General features: G+C 46.8%; 23 protein-coding genes, 1 tRNA gene and 2 riboswitches. Of the genes, 8 read left to right on the top strand and 16 right to left on the bottom strand.

The genetic code is table 11. From position 1 onward, the window contains the following. Positions 1 to 118: 118 nt before the first annotated feature. The 7 genes from KNO87_RS08075 to KNO87_RS08045 all read right to left on the bottom strand — a co-directional run bounded on the left by KNO87_RS08075 (position 119) and on the right by KNO87_RS08045 (position 6,040). A complete protein-coding gene (locus KNO87_RS08075; protein ID WP_214794893.1) occupies positions 119 to 853 on the bottom strand; it encodes an energy-coupling factor transporter transmembrane component T family protein in 735 nt (244 codons plus the stop codon). Then, positions 835 to 2,178, bottom strand: coding sequence for an ABC transporter ATP-binding protein (locus KNO87_RS08070; protein WP_214794891.1), 1,344 nt, complete (start codon positions 2,176 to 2,178; stop codon positions 835 to 837). Before KNO87_RS08070 ends, KNO87_RS08075 begins: the two co-directional genes overlap by 19 nt. Next, positions 2,171 to 2,746, bottom strand: coding sequence for an ECF transporter S component (locus KNO87_RS08065; RefSeq protein WP_074034359.1), 576 nt, complete (start codon positions 2,744 to 2,746; stop codon positions 2,171 to 2,173). The genes KNO87_RS08070 and KNO87_RS08065 overlap by 8 nt, the downstream gene beginning before the upstream one ends. Further along, positions 2,739 to 3,329: a YkoF family thiamine/hydroxymethylpyrimidine-binding protein gene (locus KNO87_RS08060; RefSeq protein ID WP_214794889.1), complete on the bottom strand. Its 591-nt coding sequence runs from the start codon at positions 3,327 to 3,329 to the stop codon at positions 2,739 to 2,741. Before KNO87_RS08060 ends, KNO87_RS08065 begins: the two co-directional genes overlap by 8 nt. Before the next feature lie 82 nt (positions 3,330 to 3,411). Then, a riboswitch (TPP riboswitch) is annotated at positions 3,412 to 3,512 on the bottom strand. Positions 3,513 to 3,571: 59 nt separating this feature from the next. Continuing rightward, a complete protein-coding gene (locus KNO87_RS08055; RefSeq protein ID WP_214794887.1) occupies positions 3,572 to 4,771 on the bottom strand; it encodes a GTP-binding protein in 1,200 nt (399 codons plus the stop codon). A gap of 108 nt (positions 4,772 to 4,879) precedes the next feature. After that, entirely contained in the window at positions 4,880 to 5,146 is a 267-nt protein-coding gene (locus KNO87_RS08050; RefSeq protein WP_214787868.1) for a hypothetical protein, read from the bottom strand. A gap of 12 nt (positions 5,147 to 5,158) precedes the next feature. Continuing rightward, positions 5,159 to 6,040, bottom strand: a complete 882-nt coding sequence (locus tag KNO87_RS08045; RefSeq protein ID WP_214794885.1) for an SMP-30/gluconolactonase/LRE family protein — start codon at positions 6,038 to 6,040, stop codon at positions 5,159 to 5,161. A gap of 137 nt (positions 6,041 to 6,177) precedes the next feature. On the opposite strand from KNO87_RS08045, the gene KNO87_RS08040 reads away from it, so the two are divergent. Beyond that, complete coding sequence (locus KNO87_RS08040; protein ID WP_353047458.1) at positions 6,178 to 6,786, top strand: class I SAM-dependent methyltransferase; 609 nt, start codon at positions 6,178 to 6,180, stop codon at positions 6,784 to 6,786. Positions 6,787 to 6,821: 35 nt separating this feature from the next. On the opposite strand, the gene rlmN is transcribed toward KNO87_RS08040, so the two are convergent. Next, positions 6,822 to 7,883 carry a dual-specificity RNA methyltransferase RlmN gene (rlmN, locus tag KNO87_RS08035; RefSeq protein WP_214794881.1) on the bottom strand — a complete coding sequence of 354 codons (1,062 nt, stop codon included), beginning with the start codon at positions 7,881 to 7,883 and terminating at the stop codon, positions 6,822 to 6,824. Between the two features lie 65 nt (positions 7,884 to 7,948). Beyond that, positions 7,949 to 9,355, bottom strand: coding sequence for an amidase family protein (locus KNO87_RS08030; RefSeq protein WP_214794879.1), 1,407 nt, complete (start codon positions 9,353 to 9,355; stop codon positions 7,949 to 7,951). Positions 9,356 to 9,468: 113 nt separating this feature from the next. Here KNO87_RS08030 and KNO87_RS08025 point away from each other — a divergent pair, with 113 nt between their 5' ends. The 4 genes from KNO87_RS08025 (at position 9,469) to KNO87_RS08010 (ending at position 11,362) form a co-directional block, all read left to right on the top strand. Further along, positions 9,469 to 9,630, top strand: a complete 162-nt coding sequence (locus tag KNO87_RS08025; protein WP_214794877.1) for a hypothetical protein — start codon at positions 9,469 to 9,471, stop codon at positions 9,628 to 9,630. Positions 9,631 to 9,674: 44 nt separating this feature from the next. Beyond that, positions 9,675 to 9,774: riboswitch (SAM riboswitch) on the top strand. Between the two features lie 67 nt (positions 9,775 to 9,841). Continuing rightward, positions 9,842 to 10,366 carry a peptide-methionine (S)-S-oxide reductase MsrA gene (gene msrA / locus KNO87_RS08020; RefSeq protein WP_214794876.1) on the top strand — a complete coding sequence of 175 codons (525 nt, stop codon included), beginning with the start codon at positions 9,842 to 9,844 and terminating at the stop codon, positions 10,364 to 10,366. Positions 10,367 to 10,467: 101 nt separating this feature from the next. Further along, positions 10,468 to 10,992, top strand: coding sequence for a DM13 domain-containing protein (locus tag KNO87_RS08015; protein ID WP_214794874.1), 525 nt, complete (start codon positions 10,468 to 10,470; stop codon positions 10,990 to 10,992). A 145-nt stretch (positions 10,993 to 11,137) separates the two neighbouring features. Beyond that, a complete protein-coding gene (locus tag KNO87_RS08010; RefSeq protein ID WP_214814650.1) occupies positions 11,138 to 11,362 on the top strand; it encodes a hypothetical protein in 225 nt (74 codons plus the stop codon). Positions 11,363 to 11,710: 348 nt separating this feature from the next. Here the strand turns inward: KNO87_RS08010 and KNO87_RS08005 are convergent, their stop codons facing one another. Both KNO87_RS08005 and KNO87_RS08000 read right to left on the bottom strand, forming a co-directional pair. Then, a complete protein-coding gene (locus KNO87_RS08005; protein ID WP_214794871.1) occupies positions 11,711 to 12,133 on the bottom strand; it encodes an SRPBCC family protein in 423 nt (140 codons plus the stop codon). 210 nt (positions 12,134 to 12,343) lie between these two features. Further along, a complete protein-coding gene (locus KNO87_RS08000) occupies positions 12,344 to 13,207 on the bottom strand; it encodes a GRP family sugar transporter (protein ID WP_214794869.1) in 864 nt (287 codons plus the stop codon). 123 nt (positions 13,208 to 13,330) lie between these two features. Here KNO87_RS08000 and KNO87_RS07995 point away from each other — a divergent pair. The 3 genes from KNO87_RS07995 to KNO87_RS07985 all read left to right on the top strand — a co-directional run bounded on the left by KNO87_RS07995 (position 13,331) and on the right by KNO87_RS07985 (position 14,479). Beyond that, a tRNA-Ala gene (locus KNO87_RS07995) sits at positions 13,331 to 13,403 on the top strand. A gap of 113 nt (positions 13,404 to 13,516) precedes the next feature. Then, a complete protein-coding gene (locus KNO87_RS07990; RefSeq protein ID WP_214787842.1) occupies positions 13,517 to 13,849 on the top strand; it encodes a four-helix bundle copper-binding protein in 333 nt (110 codons plus the stop codon). Positions 13,850 to 13,912: 63 nt separating this feature from the next. After that, positions 13,913 to 14,479 (top strand): 3'-5' exonuclease, encoded by a 567-nt coding sequence (locus KNO87_RS07985; RefSeq protein WP_214787840.1) that lies wholly within the window; start codon positions 13,913 to 13,915, stop codon positions 14,477 to 14,479. 23 nt (positions 14,480 to 14,502) lie between these two features. On the opposite strand, the gene KNO87_RS07980 is transcribed toward KNO87_RS07985, so the two are convergent. The 5 genes from KNO87_RS07980 to KNO87_RS07960 form a co-directional block, all read right to left on the bottom strand. Next, on the bottom strand, positions 14,503 to 15,564 hold the full coding sequence (locus KNO87_RS07980) for a bifunctional glycosyltransferase family 2/GtrA family protein (RefSeq protein ID WP_214794867.1): 1,062 nt from the start codon (positions 15,562 to 15,564) through the stop codon (positions 14,503 to 14,505). Between the two features lie 90 nt (positions 15,565 to 15,654). Further along, positions 15,655 to 16,644 carry a sodium:calcium antiporter gene (locus KNO87_RS07975; protein ID WP_214794865.1) on the bottom strand — a complete coding sequence of 330 codons (990 nt, stop codon included), beginning with the start codon at positions 16,642 to 16,644 and terminating at the stop codon, positions 15,655 to 15,657. A 187-nt stretch (positions 16,645 to 16,831) separates the two neighbouring features. Next, positions 16,832 to 17,680, bottom strand: a complete 849-nt coding sequence (locus tag KNO87_RS07970) for an HD domain-containing protein (RefSeq protein WP_214794863.1) — start codon at positions 17,678 to 17,680, stop codon at positions 16,832 to 16,834. Positions 17,681 to 17,780: 100 nt separating this feature from the next. Further along, entirely contained in the window at positions 17,781 to 18,485 is a 705-nt protein-coding gene (locus KNO87_RS07965; protein ID WP_214794861.1) for an SDR family NAD(P)-dependent oxidoreductase, read from the bottom strand. Between the two features lie 40 nt (positions 18,486 to 18,525). Further along, positions 18,526 to 19,071, bottom strand: a complete 546-nt coding sequence (locus KNO87_RS07960; RefSeq protein WP_214794859.1) for a glycerol-3-phosphate responsive antiterminator — start codon at positions 19,069 to 19,071, stop codon at positions 18,526 to 18,528. Positions 19,072 to 19,152 lie beyond the last annotated feature (81 nt).

The raw sequence follows: 19,152 nt of genomic DNA, 5'->3' as shown, positions 1-19,152 counted from the left end.
GAGCCGCATCGCGACTCAAGTCGCTGCTGGGTCTCCATCGGATTGTTTTCCTGCAGGCGTCGGGGCGCCGTGGGACGAGCCGCACGAATGGCCGCCCCTTGTGGCGGCCATTCGTTTTTTATATTCCTGCCCAGATGGCAAATCCAAACAACGCGAAAAAGACACCTGACCATATAAAATCACTTGATTTGACTTCAACCCTGTCATAAATCGTCCGTTTTCCGCCTGTAAACCCTCTCGCTTCCATCGAGAAGGCGACACGCTCCGCTCTTCGAATCGATCCGGCAAGGAGTGGCAACAGTAATTTCGGCACGTGCCGTAGACGTTCCCATCTCGTATCGAGTGGGACACCCCGTAGGCGATGTGCATATTGAAGTTGTTGCAGTTCCCGTTTTAAAAGAGGAATGAAACGGAACCCGACGAGCGCGCTATATGCGATTGTCGGTGACAACTTCGCCTGTTGCATCAGACTCATGACGAACCGCTTTGAATCCGTCGTCAACATGAAAAGAAGCGAGAGGACCGTGAACGCCAATACGCGAAGGCTGAGGGCAATCGCGACATCCCTCTCCTCAATTGTGACTTCCTGACTCAGAATGGTCACCCATGTCTCTCCCCCGAGGTCTTTTCCGAAAACGAGCGTTGTCCAAAACGTTCCGAGCGCCGTGATGAGAAAAGGGATCAAGAAAAGTAGCCATCTTTTCCATGAGACATTGGTTGCCATCCATTGAATCAGTACCGTCCCTACTATGATCACGAGCGGGGTCCATGGATTGTAAAACAATGCGATACCGAACATGACGAACGTCAATGTCAGAAATTTCACCGTCGGATTCATGTCATGGAGTGACATCGCGCTCTCCTCCCTTGCAACCGATAATGACGAAGTGTCTCCGTGTCCTGCCAGAGTTCATCTTTAAATGGTCCTGAAAGTTCCCCGTCCTTCATCAAATAAAACGTGTTGGCGATGCGGGCGAACGACAAGTCGTGGGTCACGAATAGAATCGTTCGACCCATTTCAGCATGTCGCTTCATCAACAGCTCGAGCGCATGCAATGACGGTTCGTCTTGACCCGCTGTCGGTTCATCGAATGCGAGCAACTGTTTGTTCGTTAGCGACTGGATTGCAACTGCGAGCCTCCGTTTTTGTCCGTGACTGAGAGATAACGGATGGAGATGTCGCTGATCAAGAAGCGACATGTCAGATAAAACGCTCTCAATCGAATCTTCATGACCAAACTGTAACTCACTTTCGACAGAATTCATGAAAAATAAATGTTCCGGCGATTGCGGTACGAGCCCAACCCGTCGGTCATGTTCCGTTAAGCTTCTTAAAAACGTGGACTTCCCGCTCCCATTCGGACCAAGTATGGCAATCACTTCTCCTGCTCGGACATGAAGCTCCGATCTTTTCAGCTGAAATGAATCACGTCTGACCTCTTCGATTGTGTAGTGATAAGGATTTTTTAGCGAAGCGTTTGACTTTATAAATGCAAAGTCATCGACCGGGCAAAAGGATTCATTCCGAACGATACGCCCTCGCTCTAATTCAATATGCCAGTCAAAGTAATCACCCCATAGGTGAGGACGATGTTCAACGACGATGACGTTCAGTCCTGTCACTCGATCGAGCCATTCCACAAATTCGTACGCGGTCACCGGGTCAAGATGAGTCAACGGTTCATCGAGCAGCAGCCATTCAGGTCTTCCGACTAAAGCACATGCGACGGCGATTCGCTGTTTCTCCCCACCTGATAACGAATCGATTTCACGGGTTCGATAGGCACTTAACTGTAATGATTCGAGGATCTCCGTCACGCGTCGTTCGATTTCTGAGATAGGTGTCGACAAGTTCTCAAGCGTGAAGATGAGTTCTTCATCCACACGCTCCATGACAAATTGCGTGTCCGGATCTTGGAACACCGTCCCGACACGTTGATTGATTTCGCCTGGTACATAATCGTCGTGCAACCTCCCGAACAGTTTGAGTCTACCTTGGAGAATGCCGTCACAATTCTCGGGGAAGAGACGGTTGCATAGCGCAAGAAAGGTCGACTTCCCGCTCCCGCTCGCTCCACTTAACATCGTACGACCTGGTCGGATCGATACGGTGACATCTTCAAGAATCGCATCTAAACTCTCTGGGAATTGAAAGTGGAGTGATTCGGTCTCAACCATGGACGTTCCCACTTCGTGAAATCGCATAGCCGCGAAGGGAACCTGTCTTTAGCAACAAATCACTAAGTAACTTTCCTCCGATTCCTGCGATAACCATCCCACTGACAGCTCGAAGTCCGAACATCGTCGCCACATAACCAGGTTCTAGCATCGCGAACCCACTCATGAAATATGTATAGACGAAACTCGTGACGGCGGACCCGAATCCTGCAAGCATGAGTACCCACAGCTCATAGCGGCGGTAACCCGTCATCGCAAAGACAGCTTCCGCTCCTAAACCTTGAACGATTCCGACCAAGATGATGCGCGGTCCAATCGCGTTTCCAATCAACATCTCGATTGTCGCAGCCATCACTTCTGAGATGAAGGCGGCACCAGGCTTCCGGATGATGTACGCCGAGATGATCGACACGATGAACCAGATACCGAAGATCCACTCGTAGGCGATCGGTCCGATCAATCCTGCCCATAAGTTCCCAATATGGACGAACAATAAGTAGACGACGGCAAAGACGACAGACAATACGGAGACGAGGACGACTTCTTTTAATTTCCACGATTTAAGCATGTCGACCTCCGTGTGACGGACTGTTCACGCTGAACGTCACCGTCATGACGACATGTTGATTCTTCTCGCGCGTCCGTTTGAACGCCGCCTCGTAATACGAGAACACATCATCCAAATTCCCATGAATACCTGACGCATAGTGCATAGAGTCATTATAGACACCGACCTGTTTCGCTTGCTCGATTTCCTCGTAGATGAGCTCCATGTAATGTTCAGTACCCATCGGATAAAGTGCGAACTGTGAAGAGACATACTGTTCTCTTGAGGATCCGTTCAGTGGTTGTGGCGGTGCCTCGAGCGCTTCATCCCCAATCGAATCTCCCGGACATCCAACGGAGAACGTTCCGCTCATCGAAACATGCTTTCCTTCCTCTGAGGCAAAACTCAAAACTGTTCGGGCGACGTCAAATACATGCTCGGCTCGCCCACGGATAACCGTCGACACATCGTCCGTATGGCGCCACACGCCTGATAGATCCGTTCGTTTTAGTGCACCTTTGATTGTTCCGACGAAGTCGTCTGTCATCGGGCTCAGTGTGAATCGAAACCCGACGATTGGGCTCGTACCACATGATTCATTCATTTTGTTTCCCCCTCTAAATGTGTTTGCATAAAAAAAGCCGCATTCATGAGAATGCAGCAACAAAATCTATACAAACTTGCATAGAGAAAGTGCCGCACTTCCTCACGCCAGTATTACCTGGATCGAGTTATAAGGGATCGGAGCCATGCTCTCATCTCAGCCGAAGCACCCCTAGTGCAGTCATTGATATGCGGTTACTTATGCAGTCACAGTATAGCGATGTTTCAATCTTTTGTAAACGGTCAATCTGAATATGTGACGAGATGACCTGAACCCGGAAGTGGGTCATGGAACGTATCCCACGATGACGACATCTCTTCGTCCGTCAATAAACAGGCATCAAGCGATTGCTCAACCGCTTCCCGTTCCATTCGTTGACCGATGAGCACCAACTCGTTTTGCCGATCCCCGTATGGCTCGATGTAATCCTCACGAAGCTCAGGTTCAGCTGCAAACATCTCCTCACGTTCACTTGCAGGTAACGTCGCAAGCCAACGACCTGCATGTTCGAGCGTTGATGCATACCCTGCCTGTGAAAACAGACAAGCGAGGTCGTTTCTTGTCGCAATCCATAAAAATCCTTTTGCACGGACGATTTCTTCTGGATAATGTTCCATCCAGTGCATCAAACGTTCAGGGTGGAACGGTCGACGGCGCCGGTAGACAAATGAGCTGATACCATACTCTTCCGTTTCCGGCGTATGTTCTTCCGACTCGAGTTCTTGGATCCACCCTGCAGCGCGCATCGCCTGATCAAAATCGAATAACTGGACGTCTAGAAGGTCTTCTAACGCGACGTTCGAGTATGTCGACGTCAACAATCTCGCACTCGGGTTCAGTGTTTGGAGTAACCCCTTCATCTCCTGTAGTTCCCCTTCGGACACACGGTCCGCCTTATTCAATACGATGATATCCGCAAATTCGACTTGGTCGACGAGCAAATCGACTACTTCACGGACGTCACCGGTGTCGACGGCTTGTTGACGCTCCATGAGCGATTCACCAGAATTGAAATCTTTGAAGAAACGGTACGCATCGACGACCGTGACCATCGCATCGATGTACACACGGCTCGTCAAATCAATCCCAAGAGCGTCATCGGCATACGTGAATGTCTGCGCGACAGGAATCGGTTCAGAGATTCCTGATGACTCGATGATGATCCCGTCGAGCTCACGGTCTTTTGTTAAGTCATAGACAGCCGTCAACAAATCTTCCCGCAGCGTGCAACAGATACACCCGTTCGAGAGTTCGACTAGCTTTTCATCGGTCCGCGAGAACCCGCCCTGATCAATCAGCTTCTCGTCGATATTCAACTCGCTCATATCATTCACGATGACCGCATATTTTTTATGTTCTCGGTTATGTAAGATGTGGTTGAGCAGTGTCGTCTTCCCGCTACCGAGATAACCCGAAAGTACTGTAATTGGAATTCGTTTCATGATGGACCTCCATTAAATCGTAATCATTACTCTTTGTATAATGGAGTCGTTCCTTACTTTTGTCAATAAAAAACACGCCACATGGACGTGTTTTTGAAGAACATACAATTATTCTTCCAATGCTTTTCGTTCTGCCTCCGAGCGTGGATAAGCATTCGCCTGCCATTCAGCCCGATAAATCGAATCGAGTTGAGTCAATCCGACCTCATCCTCATCTTTATCCGAATCAATACTTGGCACTTCATCCCACTTCGGATCGAGATACGAATGATCTTCTTCACGCGTTCGATTTTCTTGTAACTTTTGAATCCCAATCTTGACCGCTGCAGCAACTGCCAACCCAATTCCAGCTCGAACTAACAGTCGTTTCACCATCGTACTTCCTCCTCAGCGACCGAAACGATACAATGGCATCCCTTTCACTTCTGTGTCGATGATAAATACCGATCCCGCTTCCGGATATTCAGAAAGCGCCTCCTCATCCATTCCTTCACGAGCCGTCGTGATAGCTAATCGATTGAGTCCATCTCCGATAAAGGCACATGAAGTGACATTTGGTGCGGGAACATGGACTTCAAGTAACTTTTTGCCTGTTGACGGGTCCCACCGCGATACTCTTCCACCCGCGTAATGCGCAATCCATAGACAACCTTCAGAATCGGACGTCATCCCGTCAGGAAAACCTTCTTCCTCCGAAAAATCGATGACGACCTCTCCGTTCGAAATTGTTCCTGTCTTCAAATCAAAATCATACTTCCGGATTTTTTCAGTCGGTGTATCGATATGATAAAAAACGGAATGGTCAGGAGACCACGTCAATCCGTTCGAAAGCGTCAACTCATCCATCAATGATGTAGTCGTTCCATCACGATCGACCCGATACAATGTCGCTTGATTTTCTTCATCTTCGAGGTGGAGTGTGCCCGCAAAAATACGACCATATGGATCGGCTTTCCCATCATTAAAACGTAATCGACCGTCGGGATCATCCAATTCGACAATTTTATTTAGCTCCCGATTGATTTCATCCCATTCATAAATCCCGTCTTTTAGACCAAGGACGACACCGTCCGTCACTTTTGGAATGACGAAACCGACTTGTTTCCCGACCTCAAAAGAAGAAATTTCATCTTCTTGTTCGTCATACCACCACAACGTATGATCTTCGATATCCACCCAATAAAAACGCTTCAACTCAGCATCCCAACAAGGACCTTCACCAAGCGTATTTCGTACCCGAATCCACAACGACGCATCTACTCTCTCCATTACTTAGCCTCCACTCTATCCATTAGTTCAGAAATCTATTCCCCTCTCCCAACTGGACTAAGCATGAATTCAGAAAATCGTGAAGGATTTCCATCTGAGTCTCATTGTTTTGCTATATTTAAGGAAAAGTGAGAGGAGTGGATGGTTTGTCGAAATGGGATGAACGCTTTAGCTCGGAAGATTATGTGTACGGTACAGCGCCAAACAAGTTTTTACGCGAATGGATCACGTCTTATCCACCTGAAGGAAAGCGTGTGCTGGCGATTGCGGAGGGTGAAGGTCGAAATGCGGTATGGCTCGCTTCGCTTGGCTTCGAAGTCGAGATGTGGGACGCTTCGAAAGTAGGGCTCGAAAAAGCGGAGCGCTTGGCGATTTCGCGAAACGTCTCCCTTCAGACGAAACAGATTGACTTGAATGAAGCGGATTGGTCGCAAGATGCGTATGATGTGGTCATCTGTATCTTCGGTCACTTTCCTCAACATGTCAGAGAAAAGGTGTTCGCCGGAATTCAAAGAACGCTTCGACCTGGTGGTGTATTCCTGACCGAAGTGTACTCTACAAATCAACTCGCTTACGGCACAGGCGGACCACAAGACGTCTCACTTCTCTATTCTGAAGAAATGTTCCACAAACTAGAGGACGATTTCGTACCGCTCATCTTACATGAGGTGGTTGTATGGCGCGAAGAAGGGTCACTCCATCACGGTGACTCTTCCGTCATCGAGTATGTCGGTCAAAAAAGGTAAACAAAAGGCCTCTCCGCTATCGGAGAGGCCTCTCGTCACTTCGCACCCTCGACGTTCATATGCTTACTGCGGAGCTGACCGCAAGCTGCATCGATGTCTGTCCCGTGCTCGAGACGGACACCCGTGTTGACGCCACGTTTCTTCAAGATATCATAGAATGCCATGATATCTTCCGGTGTGCTTCGTTCATATTGAATATGCTCGTTGACCGGGTTATACGGAATCAAGTTGATGTAAGACTTGTCTTTGATGTCTTCAATCAGATCCGCCAATTCTTCCGCATGTTCCGGTAGATCGTTCACTTTCGATAGCAAGATGTACTCGAACGTGATGCGTTTATTCGTCTTCTCGACGTAATAACGAATCGATGGCATGAGTTTATCAAGCGGGAACGCACGGTTGATTTTCATGATGCGAGTCCGAAGCTCATCGTTCGGTGCATGAAGTGAAAGTGCCAAGTTGATCCGCAAGTCGAGGTCTGCGAACTTGTAAATCTTGTCCGCGAGACCACTCGTCGACACGTTGATTTTACGCGGGGCGATCGCAAGACCACGCTCATCTTTGACGACGCGCAAGAAGTCGACCAAGTTGTCAAAGTTATCGAACGGTTCACCGATTCCCATGACGACGATATGACTGACGCGATCCCCTTCTCCTTCTTCATCGAGGAAATGTTGGACGGTCATGATTTGTTCGACGACCTCACCAGCCGTCAAGTCACGCGTCTTCTTCAACAAGCCGCTCGCACAGAAGCTACAGCCGATGTTACAACCGACCTGTGTCGTTACACAGACCGAACGCCCATATTTATGACGCATAAGCACCGTCTCGATGTAGTGCCCGTCATGAAGTTTAAGTAAGAATTTGACCGTTCCATCGCCCGCTTCTTGTTTGACGAACAGTTCTTGTGTCGAGATGACATATTTCTCTGTTAAGTAATCGCGTACCTCGTCACGGACGTTTAGCGCGTCCATCGATTTGACTCGATCGATGTAGAGCGAGTCCCAGACTTGTCGTGCGTGGAAGGCACCATATCCTGCTTCCATGCACTCGTTTGTGAGTTGATTGAACGTCAACCCGTATATAGATGATTTCATTCTAACCTGTCCTTTCTCTAATCCGCATACGTACCATTGTAGCGGACGTCAGAGACGGGTGCAACTTACGAATAATCAGGAGGCGTCGGACGAGTGATGAACTGTTCGAACGCATAGGCGACACGAATCAAATCACGTTCCGAATAGCTCGTCCCCGTGAATGATAGACCGAACGGGGCACCGCTCTCTTTTCGTTTATAGGGTATTGTGATCGTCGGATGCCCTGCTTTCGCTGCCATGTCATAGTTCGCATCATGTGGTAAGACGATCGCATCAAGTTTATGCGACGCAAGCAACGCGTCAATCCCTTCTGTTTTCGCTAAACGAACGTCCTCGATGCGACGGTCGAGATAGCTCGCTTCAATCAGTTTCCCAGATCGGGCGTTCGCTTCTTCAAAAATGGTTTGACCGTGCGGAATCGATTCAGGGTGTTCTGCGTTCCACTCGATCAAGTCAGAAAGCGTCTTAAAAGGCACGGTTGTGTTCGCAAGATACGCCTCGATCCCGAGCTTGAATTCGTCGAACAGAATGTCTGCTTGTTCAAGCCCCGTATGCTTTGGTAGCGTGACCTCGACGAGTTCTACCTCGGCTTGACGCAACAAGCGAAGCGCCTGTTCATACAACCCGACTTCTTCTTCCGAAATGTCCGGTCTGATGAACCCGACACGCATCCCGACCGCCTGCCTCACATCGAGACATGTCACATAAGGCGGTCCGACAGGAGTCTCTAGAGTCGCCGGATCCGATTCATCCTCACTACATATCGTCTGTAAAGCGATGACCGCATCACGGAGTGTCCGCGCCATCGGTCCAGCCGTATCTTGAGAACGTGAAATCGGGATGATTCCCGAGCGGCTGATCAGTCCAACGGTCGGCTTGATTCCGACGATGCCATTATGCACGCTCGGGTGTACGATTGAACCACTCGTCTCAGATCCAACTGCAAGAAGCGTTAAATTTGCCGCAACCGCAGATGCCGACCCTGAACTTGATCCTCCGACATCTAGTTGGTCCCCATACGGATTCATCGTCTGGCCACCGACGGCACTCCAACCGTTCGGCATGTCTTCTGTCAAGAAGTTGGCCCATTCGGACAGGTTTGCTTTACCGAGAATGATGGCCCCGTCAGCCCGTAACCGTTTGACGAGCTCGGCATCCCGACCTGCGAAATGATGTCGCATCGCGGCAGCACCTGCCGTTGTCCGCATCAGTCCGCCCGTTTCGATATTATCTTTGATCAATACGGGAATCCCAAGTAGTGGTTTGCGTACCCCTTTTTTATAGCCCCGGTCTGCCGCCTCTGCCTCGAAAAGTGCGTCCGGATTCACCTGGATCACTGCATGGAGTCGATCATTATATGTCGCAATCCTTTTTAGATAATACGCGGTCACGTCTCTTGCTGTGAATTTCCCTTCTTTATAGCCACGATGCGCGTCTTCGATTGTCAGCTCTAACAATTGTGATTGTTTCATTGTTCATTCCTCCTTTACCTCCCCCCCTTTATTCGTGTTATATGCTTGATTTCCTTTTCTCATCGCCAAGTCGATGTGTTCTTGTTACACTTAAGAAAAAACAGGAGGTTCCTATGACGCGCTCCTACGTATTCGTGTTGCTCGCCGTATTCGGTCTATTTTTCTTGCAATTATATGGTGAGAATGTGCCGTATGGTACGTTCATCTCCATCGCATTGATTGGATTCATCATCGTCTTGACGATTTTTCAGTTAAAACGAAAACCGAATCATTGACGAAAGTATTTTGAGGGTGGTATGATGCTTTCACCAACTACATATCGATATCAAGAGTGAACGAGAGATCTGGCTCCATGACTTCACAGCAACCTGCCTCAGGCAAGGTGCTACGACCAGCAAGGGAAACCTTGGACGATATGACGAGAGCGCTCATGTCATCCGACGTGAGCGCTTTTTTGTTGAAATACGATTTGGAGGGAACGACAAGATGGAAAAAGCAACATTTGCAGGCGGCTGTTTTTGGTGCATGGTGACACCTTTTGAAGAACTACCAGGGATTGAAGGAATCGTGTCCGGCTATATGGGAGGACATATCGACAATCCGACATATGAACAAGTAAAGACTGGGACGACCGGACATCTAGAAGTCGTTCAGATCACATACGATCCAGCTCTTTTCTCATACGAGCGTCTCCTAGAACTCTATTGGATTCAGACAGACCCGACCGATGACGGTGGGCAGTTCCAAGACCGTGGGCCTCAGTATGCCCCAGCCATCTTCTATCACACGGAGGAGCAGCGAATCGCTGCGGAAGCGAGTCGCGATGTGTTAGCGGCAAGTGGACGTTTCACGGCCCCAATCGTCACAAAAATCATTCCGGCGATAACGTTCTTTGCTGCAGAAGACTACCATCAGGACTATCATAAAAAGAATCCAAAACATTACAAGGAAGACCGGGCCATCTCGGGACGCGACGCGTTTATCGAGGAGAACTGGACCGAGACGGTATGATGTTCAATTGACGCGAATGTATTAATTCGCGTCTTTTTATAAGCCCATGATTCGGGAAAAGAAATGTAACGATTCAAACACATGAATAGGAGGATTCACACATGAAAACTCGTTCAAAAATCATCATCGGTGTAATCGGCGTAGCCGTGATCGCCATCGCCTGGTGGCTCATCTCACCACTATTTTTGACTGAGACGGTCGATGAAGGATTGCCGCCGACCGCTGTCGAATCACCAGCTCCAGAGGAAGATGAATCAGAACAAGAGACGGCCGATACAGCGGAAGCACAAACGACTCAAACCGAAGTAGCAGGTGTGTTCATGGACGGGGAGAAAAATTACGAGACGACCGGCACGATTCGCTCAGTTGAAGCAGAAGACGGAACTTACCTGCGATTTGAAGAGTTTGAGACGACGAACGGTCCTGACTTGTTTGTATATTTGACGAAACCAGGCTTGGAAGTGTCTGAAGGGATTCGACTCGGGGCACTTAAGGGGAATACAGGAAATCAAAACTATTTAGTTCCGGCTGATGTCGATTTGACAGAATATAGCAAGGTAGTGATTTGGTGTCGTGCTTTTAGTGCAACGTTCGGGACGGGTGAATTAAGCACATCGAGTGAATAATCAATATTATGCAGCGGGTACATGTAATGCACTCGCTGTTTTTGCATGTAGTAAAAATTGTATAATGCCCAAATTTCAACTATTTGTTCGTAAGATGTTCATGATACAATATGGTAAAGTATGGAGCTGACAGGAGGGGTCACAAGTGATTTCAAATGAGTCATCGTACCGCACGTATTTTTGGAAACGTTTTTGGATCTTCTTTTTGCCGATTGTGACAATCGGTATTTTGTCTGATCCAATGATTATGGAAAATACGTTTAGTAGTTTTGAGGATATTGGAGAGTTTGTCTTCTATTCCGTTTATTATGTCGTCGTCATAGGAGGATTGACTGCCTTTGCCATTTCTTTGAAGTGGAGAAGAAAATGAAGTTCTCACGATTTATGGCAACCTTTATTTTTTCGATTGTTATGATGTTTTCGCTTCCGTTTATGATGCCTGTGTTTGAAGCGTTTGCTTAGTTTCACAATGTATTTATGTATGTACTCTTTGCATCACCTGTCATATTTACTTACGGAATTTCATTATCCAACTTTTCATAGTTTTTGGGTCACTGTATTAGATTTAACGATCTCACTCTGTTGTTCATGATCGATTCTAAAGATAACATCCTCTACATATACATATACAAGCGGTTTTTATTGCTATCATGCCAAACAGCAGTATACATGTAAACTTCATCATATATACTGCTGATTATTAGATTACTCGATCACCTTACTTATTCTTCTCATTCGCATATCGAGTGAAATTGTCGAGGATTGCCTGCCATCCTTGACGTTGCAACTCAACCGGATTCATCGAGTCCGCATCAAACGTTTCAACAATCTTTGTTTGATCACCTTCTGGTACGAATGAAATTCTCACTCTCCGTTCATCATCGAGGCGATATTGAATAAGCTCGTTCACTTGAATTTCCTCATACACGCCTTCAAAATCGAACCCCATACTGTTGTCTTTTGCTTCCATCCGACTGCGAAACTTCCCACCGACGCGTAAGTCATTCTCCGCTTCGGTCGTATGCCAATCTTCAGATGCATGATTCCATTGTTTGATATGATCAGGGGCTGTCCAGAGTTCCCAGACTTTTTCGATTGGTGTATCCACAAGCGTCGAGATCGTCACTACATTTGATTCCATGATTGTTTTCTCCTTTACTCTACATTTTTTTGATTCATCACGAATGCGTTGCACGTCCTATATGACGAACGCAACATGGGATTACTTCCCTATCGATTACGTCATCTCCTGCTATCCTTTTAACGATTAAAATTTACTCAAAAGAAAGACCCTGAATGGCACTCTAGACCGAGTGAACATTCAGGGTTCTTTTCATTTCATCATCGAAATTTAACTCTTGGCAATCCCAAGCATAAATCCAGCGACGACAATGAGACCGATTCCCATAAAGACAAAGACACGTTCTTTTGTCGTCTTCTCTTCTTTCAATAGATAGATTCCACCGAGTGTCGCCACGACGACGTTCAATTGAGATAAAGCGAAGGAAGTGGCAATTCCGACTTCTCCGCTCGAGACGAAGAGACCGAAGTTCCCGATTCCCCAGGCAAGACCTGCCAAGATATTTTTGAACGTACGTGGATCGATTTTCTTCACGTCCTTCTCCCGAAGACTAAAGAGAAGCGCCGCGATGAACATCCCGACTGATTGTGGAAGGATTGCAGTGATTCCGTCCACCTCAAAATAGTTCGTCAAGACAGCATATGTGACGTAACCGATACTTGAGACGAATAGGACCAGTAACCCCTTCTTCAATGCACCGGCGCTGTCTTGGTCTTTCTTCTGTTGATATGAGGTCATTGTCGCCCCGATGATAATCAAGACGAGCGCCGAAAACCCTAACCACAGCTCTGTCGTCGTCTTCCAGTCACCGAGTACGATGACCCCGAAGAGAGACGTCCCGACGAGTTGCATACCGGTACTAATTGGCATCGCCTTTGAGACACTTAAGATTTGGAACGATTGGAACTGTAAATATTGACCGAGCGCCCAAAACGCCCCAGAAATAAACCCGGTCACAATCGCAAGTGTCGTGAACTCTGGTCTGAAAACGAGGGCGATGATTCCTGCCATGATCATGGCTCCGATGGTCGTACCAATCAATTGCTGAATCGGTTTCCCGCCCACTTTCGACACGATGAGCGGGATACTCCCCCACATGAGTGCTGGTAAGAGCGCCAATAAAATCATTTCCATGAAACACACCTACTTTCTTAATATAACGTCTAACATGAAATTCCCATGCTTCCATTTTTATAAACCTAAAATGAAAAAGGGAATTGCCATGTCGAATACTAGGATGATATAATGATTTCGAACGGGGCATTAGCTCAGCTGGGAGAGCGCTACGCTGGCAGCGTAGAGGTCAGGGGTTCGAGCCCCCTATGCTCCATTAATCTGTCACATCTCAAATGAGATGTGACTTTTTTATTGATGTTATGCGATTCAATCCCTTGTTGAACGGGTAAGGTAAGGTAGACTTTTTCATACAAGGGGGACTTTATGATGGAACGCACATCTGTAGAAGAGACATTGACGAGCGTGATTGAATGCATGCGCGCCTGTAATCATTGTTTTTCAAAAAGTTTACAAGAAGAAGATTTGCACATGTTCACCGAATGCATTCGACTGACAAGGGAATGCTCTGACATTTGCACGTTGGCGTTAAACGCCTTAGAAACAGATTCAGCTTTCTCTAAACCAATTGTCGCATTGTGCGCTCAGGTGTGTGATACATGTGCCGTCGAGTGTGGTCGCCACTTGCATGACCACTGCCAAGCTTGCGCGAAAGCATGTGAGCGCTGTGCAGAAGCGTGTCGTACACTCGTCGCTGCTTAACCACGACATTCGTCTAACTTTCTGTTAGACTTTTTTTATTGCAAAGAAAGAAGGTGAAGCACCATGCAACATACCATTCTCGCGCTCGATGTGGAGACCGCAAACCGAGACAGTCGCAGTATCTGTTCTGTCGGATGGAGTATCCTCAAAAACGGAGAAGTCATCGACACTGATCAACGACTTGTCAATCCAGAGGAGGACTTTGATATGGGTAACATCCGTGTCCACGGCATTCGTCCGAGCGACGTGTGGGATGCCCCAGCGTTACCGGAAGTACTTGCCTCTCTTTACCCGATTTTACGAGAAGTCGACCTCGTCATCGCACATAACGCCTCATTTGATATGGGCGCCTTGAGAAAGGCGATCGTGAAATATGACTTGTACGATTTTCCAACGATTGAGTACGGGTGCACTGTCAAACTGTCACGAAAACTCTATCCAGGATTAGCGAACCATAAGTTAAACACGATGGCAGACTACTTGAATGTCCCGTTCATTCACCACGACGCTGCAGAAGATGCGCGGGTCTGTGCGCTCTTAATGCGCGACATGATGCAAAAGACAGGTATTATGAGTCCCCGTGAGTTACATCGCTACACCTCAGTGAAAACAGGTACACTCGCATACTAAACCGGCCACGATTTCGTAGCCGGTTATTTTTTGAAAATCCATCGCTTTTGAACATAATAGCTGACGAAAAAGAGAAAACTGTCGACAATAATTTTTAAGATAACTTCTCCTTGTCTAAATAATAGAAACAGGATATATACCAGTAGTGCCGAGATCGCCATCTGGAGAACGACGAGAGAAAAATATTTGGAAAGTGATCGTCGCGCTTTTGAATGAAAGACGACTTTCCGATTGACGAAATAGTTGAATAAAGAGGAAATGATTCGTGCGAGTACCGTTGCCACGATGACATGGGTTGTATCGAAGTACGGTGACAATAAATAGATAAAGACTGCATACATACCCACGTCGACAAGGAACGATGCGACGGATGATGCCGAATACATCAAAAACATGCGATAGATTAATATCGAATCTAAAATCGGTCTGAAATGGGACGAGTCATTTTCGTTCTCATATACCGTCTGGATGGTCGTCTGTTGAATGGGGACCTGCAAGCGTTTGGTGAACGTCAGCATATTCATCTCGAACTCGTATCGGTTCCCAGGAATGTCGAGCAACTGTCTCACGTATCGCATCGGTATGGCACGTAGACCAGTCTGTGTGTCTTTCAATTTCAATCCGCTCCCGATTAACATGACGAGTCGCGTCGCCTGGTTACCGAAGCGACTTCTAAGGGGGATCTTGTCACCACTGAAATCACGACATCCCATGATTAGATGATGCGGCTTACTTACACCCTCCTCATATACATTGACGACATCCTTAGGAAGATGTTGTCCATCGGCATCTACCGTGATGACACCTAACTTATCAGTATAATTCTCCACAATATAGCGTAAACCAGTCTTTAGTGCTGCTCCTTTTCCTCGATTCTGTTCATGTGCTAACACCACATCGACGATTGAACCTAGCTCCCGAAAAATTGAATCGCATGATGCATCACTTCCATCATTCACGACGATAATTGTCGAGAATCCGTCTGCTCTCAATTTCTCTACAAGTGTGACGAGTGCACCATCAGGGTTATAGGCCGGGATTAGAATTGAATACGCATCACGTACTCCTACTTCATGCATTTGCATCGCCACCCCTCCTCTCCCTTCCTCTATACCCGAAGCGACTGCTTCACATTCCCACAAAAAAATGCATCAGCAAGAAGCTGATGCATCGAATCATCCGATGAAAATCAAATAAGACGAAACAAAGTAAACGACGACGACAAGTAGTGAAGGAATGACGTAGCGTACCTTCGAGGTGACGTTTTGTCGAAGCACGCTGTACATGACAAGGATTGATAGAATCGTGATACCGACCGCTGATACGAGATGTGACGTAGATACGTCTGCCAAAATCGAACCATTGCGATAGAAGACGTCTGACATAGCGATAATGAGCATGTTAAAGATGTTACTTCCGAGAATCGATCCGAACGCCAAGTTGACGTTTCGAAGTTTAAGTGCCATAAACACGGCGACCGCTTCAGGTAAAGACGTTGATGCCGCAATCAAAAAGCTACCGACAAAACTTGAACCGAGTCCTGTGACGACGGCAATCTGGTCACCCGTGATGGAGAGTGCTGTTCCGGCCGCCATGATGACGACGGCAGCAATCAAAAATCCAAATCCAGCTCGTTTCAAGGTGATATCTTCATACTTGCTGACAACAACCTCTTCTTCTACTTCATGTTCAGCGACTGGCTCTTTCGGTTGCTTCCCAATATAGTAAATTCCGACCCCATAAAGAATAGCGATCAAAAGTGCGTCCACACCGATTCCGATAAACGTCATATCGACACGGACAATCAAGGCGACCAAAGTCGTAACGGTCAACAACAAACCAAGTCCCGCCGTATATAAATGATCACGGCTCGCATAATTGAAGAGTTGTTTTTGACGGAAATAAAGATCGAACATTGCCAAAATAACAATGTTGAATAAGTTAGAACCAAGCATGTTTCCGATGGCGATGTCCGGGTTATCAATCATGACGGCCGAGATACTCGTCGTCACTTCAGGTAACGAGGTCGCCCCCGCCAAAAGAACGGTACCAACGAGCATCCCGCCCATTTTTGACTTTTCCGTCATAACATCTGCGTACGTAGACAACTTGATAGCGGCGAAAACCGTGATGGCCGCAGCCAATAAGAAATAAACAAATACCATTTTTTCTCCTCCTTGGGTAAACAAAAAAGACCTTTTTATGGACGACAAAAACGCCCATAAAAAGGTCTTGCGGACTTGTAAAAGCTCGATGGACCGAGTGCATGCGCACTGTAATGACGACCCATCGACCACGATTGTGGTCGCTACTCCCCTTTTTATCTTCCACTTGACTATAGCATGAACCGTCCTAGTTGACAATCGAACGGCGCATGAGTGTGACAAAATCCGGTGCATCCAAAGCAGTTCGATAGCCCAGTTCTTGCATTGCAGCTAATAATGGGGCCGACAAAGGTGTGTTCCAACCAGCTCGCTCGAGTTGTTCACGAAATTCATGTACCTCAGCCTCATCCACCGATGCACGAGCAACAATCTCTTTTAGTTCATATGCAGTTTGACAAAGTGGTGCCGCTTCTTGAACCCATTCATCCTCGATAAAATAGGTAAGAATTGATTCAAAGAGTCTTGCCACTTTCCGATCTTTTTCATTATTTCCGCCATAAAATAAGATATTGAGTTCTTGTTCGTACAGACCAATCAAGTCTGTCGAACTACGAAATGGTTCGAAAGCAAGTAGCAGCTGATGATAATACCAAGATTGATCGCGCATCGGACGTTTAAAGCGTTGCCACACCGTCATCCCTTCCATCTCTAAATCATAGCGGATGGAACGGAGATTATGTAGCTTGTCCGCCACGAGGAGTGCGACCTCATCAAATTGTAGAAAGGAGATGTGTTGCAAAGTCTTTCGTTTTCGTTGTTCCCACGTTTCCTCCCGATTTCTCTCAGAGACGGCAAGTACGAGCCGTAACACGTCTGGACCAAATCTCACTAAAATTTCTTCCGGTTCCGTATTCGTATCTTCAATCAAGTCATGAAGGAGCCCTGCTGCCACGACCGTTGGCGGTTGCTGATCCGTTTCGAGAAGCAATGCAACTGAATATGGATGTGACAAATATGGAATCGATGAACCTTTGCGATGTTGTCCTCCATGACGAATCGATGAAAAGCGGAGTGCTTCTTCTACAAGGGGATTCATAGCACCTTCCTCCTAATCTCGGGTATAAACTCTTCTATTAATTACCCGGATTTAGGTAGAAATAACCTATTTCCTTTCTAAAATTAGGTATATAGTCTTATCATTCTTCATAAATCATTTTTTTCGTCATTCCACCATCTACGACGAGATTATGACCATTGACAAAGTCATTGTTTCGGTCAATCAAATAGCTTACTGCTCGGACGATATCATCCGGTTCCCCGACTCGTCCTGACGGGTGTTGACGATGATCGACTTCACGTAAGCTTTCTTCTGACGTATGAATCCACCCTGGGCTGATTGCATTTACCGTTACGGGTCGTTCACTCAATGAAATGGCAAGTGAGTGAGTCAAACCGACAATTCCACCTTTTGAGGCGCCGTATGCATCCCAGTGAGGTTCATTTTGAGAAGCCCTTGTAGAGGCCATGTTGACGATCCGACCGTACGATTCATCATGATTAAGTTCTAAAAAGTATTTTGCACAAGTAAAAGTGCCGACTAAATTGACGTCGATGACTCGTTTAAACGTATCGACATTCAGTTCGTCGATTGGCTTGACGAGTGAGGCGATTCCACCATTGTTAATCAAAACGTGCGCACGTCCGACACGTGTCTTGATATTTTCAAATACACGTTGTAATTCCTCTGTATTTCCAAGATCAACTTGATAAAAGAGCATCCCTTCAATATGCGGGTCATCCTCGATATCTAAACCAATCACTTCATATTGGTCTACAAACTCATTTGCGAGCGCATATCCAATTCCTTGAGTCACTCCTGTAATAATCATCACGTCTTTCATCTATTCATCCCTCCTAGAAGAATGTATACCCGAATGTAGCTTACTCAGTCCACAGTTTACGATTCGATGTCGTAATGACGCTTGCACCAGCAGCAAGGGCTTCGTTCACTTCTTCTGTCGTCTCAATGAGTCCACCTGCAAATACCGGTATACCGGTCCGCTCCTGCACTCGTCGAATATACTTCGGCACAATTCCTGGAAGCACCTCAATATAGTCTGGTTTTGACCGTTCAATATGTCTGATACTCTTTTCTAAAGATGTCGAGTCAATTAAAAATAAACGTTGTACCGTCATCACATTATTTTGTTTCGCCTTAACGATGACGTTTCCTTTCGTCGAGATGATTCCCAACGGTTTAAACGTTTGGCAGACGTATTCGGTCGCAAATTCATCCGCTTTCATGCCTTGGATTAAATCCATATGAACGAATACCTTTTTTTGATGCTTCTCCAGCAGTTTGAAAATTGACTCTAAACGACTCATATGAACCTCAAGCAATACGCCTAACTCAAGTTCACTTGACAAAAATCGTTCTAGATCGCGCATATCCCTTATCGCGGGCAAGATCGATTGTCCATGTAACATCCGCAATTCCCCCTGTCTCTTCTCTCATTATGCCGATAGCCATTTTCAGAAATCAAGGTTTACTCATTCAATATAGTGGGA

It is taken from the genome of Exiguobacterium sp. s34, from assembly GCF_018617435.1.
GTDB lineage: Bacteria > Bacillota > Bacilli > Exiguobacteriales > Exiguobacteriaceae > Exiguobacterium > Exiguobacterium aestuarii.
The sequence above is the reverse complement of the archived record's forward strand: the minus strand, read 5'-3'. Positions and strand labels throughout refer to the sequence as shown.

Excerpts from the sequence above, each read along its gene's own strand:
- KNO87_RS08075 (WP_214794893.1), bottom strand. The coding sequence starts at position 853 with ATGTCACTCCATGACATGAATCCGACGGTGAAATTTCTGACATTGACG.
- KNO87_RS08070 (WP_214794891.1), bottom strand. The coding sequence starts at position 2,178 with ATGGTTGAGACCGAATCACTCCACTTTCAATTCCCAGAGAGTTTAGAT.
- KNO87_RS08065 (WP_074034359.1), bottom strand. The coding sequence starts at position 2,746 with ATGCTTAAATCGTGGAAATTAAAAGAAGTCGTCCTCGTCTCCGTATTG.
- KNO87_RS08060 (WP_214794889.1), bottom strand. The coding sequence starts at position 3,329 with ATGAATGAATCATGTGGTACGAGCCCAATCGTCGGGTTTCGATTCACA.
- KNO87_RS08055 (WP_214794887.1), bottom strand. The coding sequence starts at position 4,771 with ATGAAACGAATTCCAATTACAGTACTTTCGGGTTATCTCGGTAGCGGG.
- KNO87_RS08050 (WP_214787868.1), bottom strand. The coding sequence starts at position 5,146 with ATGGTGAAACGACTGTTAGTTCGAGCTGGAATTGGGTTGGCAGTTGCT.
- KNO87_RS08045 (WP_214794885.1), bottom strand. The coding sequence starts at position 6,040 with ATGGAGAGAGTAGATGCGTCGTTGTGGATTCGGGTACGAAATACGCTT.
- rlmN (WP_214794881.1), bottom strand. The coding sequence starts at position 7,883 with ATGAAATCATCTATATACGGGTTGACGTTCAATCAACTCACAAACGAG.
- KNO87_RS08030 (WP_214794879.1), bottom strand. The coding sequence starts at position 9,355 with ATGAAACAATCACAATTGTTAGAGCTGACAATCGAAGACGCGCATCGT.
- KNO87_RS08025 (WP_214794877.1), top strand. The coding sequence starts at position 9,469 with ATGACGCGCTCCTACGTATTCGTGTTGCTCGCCGTATTCGGTCTATTT.
- msrA (WP_214794876.1), top strand. The coding sequence starts at position 9,842 with ATGGAAAAAGCAACATTTGCAGGCGGCTGTTTTTGGTGCATGGTGACA.
- KNO87_RS08015 (WP_214794874.1), top strand. The coding sequence starts at position 10,468 with ATGAAAACTCGTTCAAAAATCATCATCGGTGTAATCGGCGTAGCCGTG.
- KNO87_RS08005 (WP_214794871.1), bottom strand. The coding sequence starts at position 12,133 with ATGGAATCAAATGTAGTGACGATCTCGACGCTTGTGGATACACCAATC.
- KNO87_RS08000 (WP_214794869.1), bottom strand. The coding sequence starts at position 13,207 with ATGGAAATGATTTTATTGGCGCTCTTACCAGCACTCATGTGGGGGAGT.
- KNO87_RS07990 (WP_214787842.1), top strand. The coding sequence starts at position 13,517 with ATGGAACGCACATCTGTAGAAGAGACATTGACGAGCGTGATTGAATGC.
- KNO87_RS07985 (WP_214787840.1), top strand. The coding sequence starts at position 13,913 with ATGCAACATACCATTCTCGCGCTCGATGTGGAGACCGCAAACCGAGAC.
- KNO87_RS07980 (WP_214794867.1), bottom strand. The coding sequence starts at position 15,564 with ATGCAAATGCATGAAGTAGGAGTACGTGATGCGTATTCAATTCTAATC.
- KNO87_RS07975 (WP_214794865.1), bottom strand. The coding sequence starts at position 16,644 with ATGGTATTTGTTTATTTCTTATTGGCTGCGGCCATCACGGTTTTCGCC.
- KNO87_RS07970 (WP_214794863.1), bottom strand. The coding sequence starts at position 17,680 with ATGAATCCCCTTGTAGAAGAAGCACTCCGCTTTTCATCGATTCGTCAT.
- KNO87_RS07965 (WP_214794861.1), bottom strand. The coding sequence starts at position 18,485 with ATGAAAGACGTGATGATTATTACAGGAGTGACTCAAGGAATTGGATAT.
- KNO87_RS07960 (WP_214794859.1), bottom strand. The coding sequence starts at position 19,071 with ATGTTACATGGACAATCGATCTTGCCCGCGATAAGGGATATGCGCGAT.